The organism is Streptomyces sp. NPDC006265 (assembly GCF_040613555.1).
Taxonomy (GTDB): Bacteria; Actinomycetota; Actinomycetes; order Streptomycetales; family Streptomycetaceae; genus Streptomyces.
This window is the reverse complement of the sequence record NZ_JBEXSH010000783.1, coordinates 1-4,389: the sequence shown is the minus strand read 5'-3', so window position 1 is coordinate 4,389 and position 4,389 is coordinate 1. Positions and strand designations below refer to the sequence as shown.

The following is a 4,389-nucleotide window of genomic DNA, read 5'->3' as shown; positions in this document are numbered from 1 at the left end:
GCGCGTGACCAGCCGAGCGCCTTGCCCGGCAGCTCCACCTTCGCGCCGAGCTCCATGAGTTTCTCCATGCTGTGCTTGCCCGGGGGATGACCCCCGGACCCCCAGCCGGGCGGGCGTGGCCGCTGGGGCCTGGTCTAGCCGAGCGCCTTGCCCGGCAGCTCCACCTTCGCGCCGAGCTCCATGAGTTTCTCCATGAAGTTCTCGTAGCCGCGGTTGATGAGGCCGATGCCGTGGACGCGGGACGTGCCCTGGGCCGCCAGGGCCGCGATCAGGTACGAGAAGCCGCCGCGGAGGTCGGGGATGACCAGATCCGCGCCCTGGAGCTTCGTCGGGCCCGAGACGACGGCCGAGTGCAGGAAGTTGCGCTGGCCGAAGCGGCAGTTCGAGCCGCCCAGGCACTCGCGGTAGAGCTGGATGTGCGCGCCCATCTGGTTCAGCGCGGACGTGAAGCCGAGGCGGGACTCGTAGACCGTCTCGTGGATGATGGACAGGCCCGTGGCCTGGGTCAGGGCGACCACCAGCGGCTGCTGCCAGTCGGTCTGGAAGCCCGGGTGGACGTCCGTCTCCAGTGCGATGGACTTCAGGTGGCCGCCGGGGTGCCAGAAGCGGATGCCCTCGTCGTCGATCTCGAAGGCACCGCCCACCTTCCGGTAGGTGTTCAGGAACGTCATCATCGAGCGCTGCAGCGCGCCGCGGACGTAGATGTTGCCCTCGGTCGCCAGCGCCGCCGACGCCCAGGACGCGGCCTCCAGGCGGTCCGGGAGGGCGCGGTGGTTGTAGCCGCCGAGCTGGTCCACACCGGTGATGCGGATCGTCCGGTCGGTGTCCATCGCGATGATCGCGCCCATCTTCTGCAGCACGCAGATGAGGTCCTCGATCTCCGGCTCGACGGCCGCGTTGGACAGCTCCGTGACGCCCTCCGCGAGGACGGCCGTCAGCAGCACCTGCTCGGTCGCGCCGACGGACGGGTACGGCAGCGCGATCTTCGTACCGCGCAGCCGCCGGGGAGCCTCCAGGTACTGGCCGTCCGCCCGCTTCTCGATCTTCGCGCCGAACTGCCGCAGCACCTCGAAGTGGAAGTCGATGGGCCGGCCGCCGATGTCGCAGCCGCCGAGGCCGGGGATGAACGCGTGGCCGAGACGGTGCAGCAGCGGGCCGCAGAAAAGGATCGGAATACGGCTCGAACCCGCGTGGGCATCGATGTCAGCGACGTTGGCGCTCTCCACGCGCGTCGGATCCATCACCAGTTCGCCGGGCTCGTCACCCGGACGGACCGTCACACCGTGCAGCTGCAGCAGACCCCGCACGACCCGAACGTCGCGGATGTCCGGAACATTGCGCAGCCGGCTCGGAGCGCTGCCCAGCAGCGCTGCGACCATGGCCTTCGGTACGAGGTTCTTCGCACCGCGGACACGGATCTCGCCCTCCAGCGGGGTTCCGCCGTGGACAAGCAGGACATCGTCGTTGACGGTCATGAATCTCGCGTTCCATGGAGTCGGGCAGGGGCCAGGAGGGAAAGGGTAATCGCCCACCACCCCCCTTCTGTATGCCTGAGTGAGACCCAGCCACGTCATAGCTTTGTCACAACACGAACCGTTCCGTTCCGGGCACATGGGGTCACGACCGGTTTCGTGCGCGTGGGACGCTTCGGTGCGCCGTGAGCTGCGTTCCCTCCCCGTGCCGCATTGCCTCCCCAAGCGAAGGGAGAATGCGGGATCATGTCTGCCATGACCGAGGTGTCCTCGCTCACAGGGCGGTTGCTCGTGGCCACCCCCGCCCTGGCGGACCCGAACTTCGACCGCGCGGTGGTGCTGCTCCTCGACCACGACGAGGAGGGCTCCCTCGGCGTCGTCCTCAACCGCCCCACCCCCGTGGACGTGGGCGACATCCTGGAGGGCTGGGGGGATCTCGCCGGGGAACCGGGTGTCGTCTTCCAGGGCGGCCCGGTGTCGCTGGACTCCGCCCTCGGGGTCGCCGTCGTCCCCGGCGGCGCGACCGGTGAGGCCGCCCCGCTGGGCTGGCGCCGGGTGCACGGCGCGATCGGTCTGGTCGATCTGGAGGCCCCGCCGGAGCTGCTGGCCTCCGCCCTCGGCTCCCTGCGCATCTTCGCCGGATACGCCGGCTGGGGCCCGGGCCAGCTGGAGGACGAGCTGGTGGACGGCGCCTGGTACGTCGTCGAGTCGGAGCCCGGTGACGTCTCGTCCCCGTCTCCCGAGCGGCTCTGGCGCGAGGTGCTGCGCCGCCAGCGCAGCGAGCTGGCGATGGTGGCGACCTACCCGGACGACCCTTCGCTCAACTGATGCCTGTGAGCTTCAGTACCCTTGGCCCTATGAGCACTCTCGAGCCCGAGCGCGGGACTGGTACGGGGACCCTCGTTGAGCCGACGCCGCAGACCTCGCATGGTGACGGTGACCACGAGCGCTTCGCCCATTACGTCCAGAAGGACAAGATCATGGCGAGCGCCCTCGACGGCACCCCCGTCGTGGCGTTGTGCGGCAAGGTGTGGGTGCCGGGCCGCGACCCGAAGAAGTACCCCGTGTGTCCCATGTGCAAGGAGATCTACGAGTCCATGAGCTCCGGCGACGACGACAAGGGCAAGGGCGACAAGTAAGCCCGACCCGCGGGGCGTGAGGCCTCCAGGGTGCGTTTTGCGCGCCCTGGAGGCTTTTGTGCTGTCCGGGCGTTGCACGGGGTGCGTCTGCCGGTCACAGAGTGGTTGAGACCTCTTGTGGGCGTGTTCATGCAGTCCCTAGCCTCCAAGTGTTGTGCACCGCGAAACCTTCATTGCGCGTGCTGCAACACTCCCTCGGAGGAGCACTCCATGAAGTTGTCCGTCCGCTTTGCCGGGCTCACCGCGCTCGCCGCTCTCCTGGCCACCGCCTGCGCGCCCCAGACCTCCTCGAATTCCTCCTCCGACAAGGACGAGAAGACCGGCACGCTGCGTGTGTGGCTCTTCCAGGAGGTCGGCAACGGTCCCAAGCAGAAGGTCGTCGACTCCGTCGTCGGCGGCTTCGAGAAGGCCCACCAGGGCACGAAGGTCGACGTCGAGTACATCCCGATCGACACCCGGGCCCAGCGCGTCAAGGCCGCCTTCAACGACCCCGCCTCCGCACCCGACGTGATGGAGTACGGCAACACCGACACGGCCGGCTACGTGAAGGACGGCGGACTCCTCGACGTCACGAAGGAGTTCGGCGCGTGGGGCGAGGCGAAGGACACCGACCCGACGGCGAAGCAGTCGGTGACGGTGGAGGGCAAGCTGTACGGCGCCCCGTTCTACGTCGGTGTCCGCGCCCTGTACTACCGCACGGACGTGTTCAGGGAGCTCGGCCTGTCCGTGCCGAGGACGATGGACGAACTCACCTCCACCGCCCGCGAGATACGCGCCGCCAGGCCCGAGCTGTACGGGCTGGTGGTCGGCGGTGCCTACACCTACGGCGCGATGCCGTTCGTGTGGGCCAACGGCGGTGAACTCGCGAACGGCAAGAGCGGCTCGTACGCGTCCGGCATCGACAGCGCTCAGGCCCGCAAGGGCATCAAGGCGTACACGTCCCTCTTCGGCGACGACAACTGCCCGGCCGCCAAGTGCGCGGGCATGGGCGGCAACGACACGATCTCCGCGTTCGCCGCGGGCAAGGCGGGCATGGCGATCGGCGGCGACTTCAGCCACACCGCCGTCGAGGCCGGAAAGGTCAAGGGCAAGTACGCCGTCGTCCCGCTGCCGGGTGTGAAGTCCGGCTCGATCGCACCGGCCTTCGCGGGCGGCAATAACATCGGCGTCCTGAAGAGCACGTCCCACCGCACGCTCGCCGTGCGGCTGATGGAGCAGCTCGATGCTGAGGGGGTTCGTGAAAGCCGTTCCGGAGGCGCTGGAGGAGGCCGCCTACATCGACGGGGCGAGCCGGGCGCGATTCCTCTGGCAGATCCTTTTCCCGCTCGTCCTGCCGGGTCTCGTGGCCACCAGCGTGTTTTCGTTCATCTCCGCCTGGAACGACTTCCTGTTCGCCAAGTCGTTCATCATCAGCGACACCTCGCAGTCGACGCTGCCGATGGCCCTGCTCGTCTTCTACAAGCCCGACGACCCGGACTGGGGCGGAGTCATGGCCGCCTCCACGGTCATGACGATCCCGGTCCTGGTCTTCTTCGTACTCGTACAGCGGCGCCTGGTCTCCGGACTGGGCGGAGCGGTGAAGGACTGACGTGACCGAACTGATCCCGGCGCCCCGCAGCGCCACCGCCGGATCCGGCGAGGTGCGGCTGACGCGGCACTCCCGGCTCTACGCCGACACCGCGACGGAGGGCGTCGGCTGGCGATCCGGGACCTCCTCGCCGAACTCCAGGGTGTCGTCAGGTGGGGTGGCGACACGGAGTCGCCCAAGGAATCGGTCT

The 4,389-nt window shown here is 68.6% G+C and carries 3 protein-coding genes and 2 pseudogenes; 4 read left to right on the top strand and 1 reads right to left on the bottom strand.

Annotated elements, in window-relative coordinates:
* Positions 1–134: 134 nt before the first annotated feature.
* Positions 135–1,475: a UDP-N-acetylglucosamine 1-carboxyvinyltransferase gene (murA, locus tag ABZ281_RS39855; RefSeq protein ID WP_356662865.1), complete on the bottom strand. Its 1,341-nt coding sequence runs from the start codon at positions 1,473–1,475 to the stop codon at positions 135–137.
* 252 nt (positions 1,476–1,727) lie between these two features.
* On the opposite strand from murA, the gene ABZ281_RS39850 reads away from it, so the two are divergent.
* From ABZ281_RS39850 to ABZ281_RS39835, 4 genes and pseudogenes are all read left to right on the top strand, one after another.
* Positions 1,728–2,300 (top strand): YqgE/AlgH family protein, encoded by a 573-nt coding sequence (locus ABZ281_RS39850; protein ID WP_356662866.1) that lies wholly within the window; start codon positions 1,728–1,730, stop codon positions 2,298–2,300.
* Between the two features lie 29 nt (positions 2,301–2,329).
* Positions 2,330–2,611: a DUF3039 domain-containing protein gene (locus tag ABZ281_RS39845; RefSeq protein ID WP_003990595.1), complete on the top strand. Its 282-nt coding sequence runs from the start codon at positions 2,330–2,332 to the stop codon at positions 2,609–2,611.
* A gap of 210 nt (positions 2,612–2,821) precedes the next feature.
* Positions 2,822–3,841: pseudogene (locus ABZ281_RS39840) on the top strand (extracellular solute-binding protein); the annotation flags it as partial.
* Positions 3,834–4,199, top strand: a pseudogene (locus ABZ281_RS39835) (carbohydrate ABC transporter permease); the annotation flags it as partial. The pseudogenes ABZ281_RS39840 and ABZ281_RS39835, both read left to right, overlap by 8 nt.
* Positions 4,200–4,389: the final 190 nt, after the last annotated feature.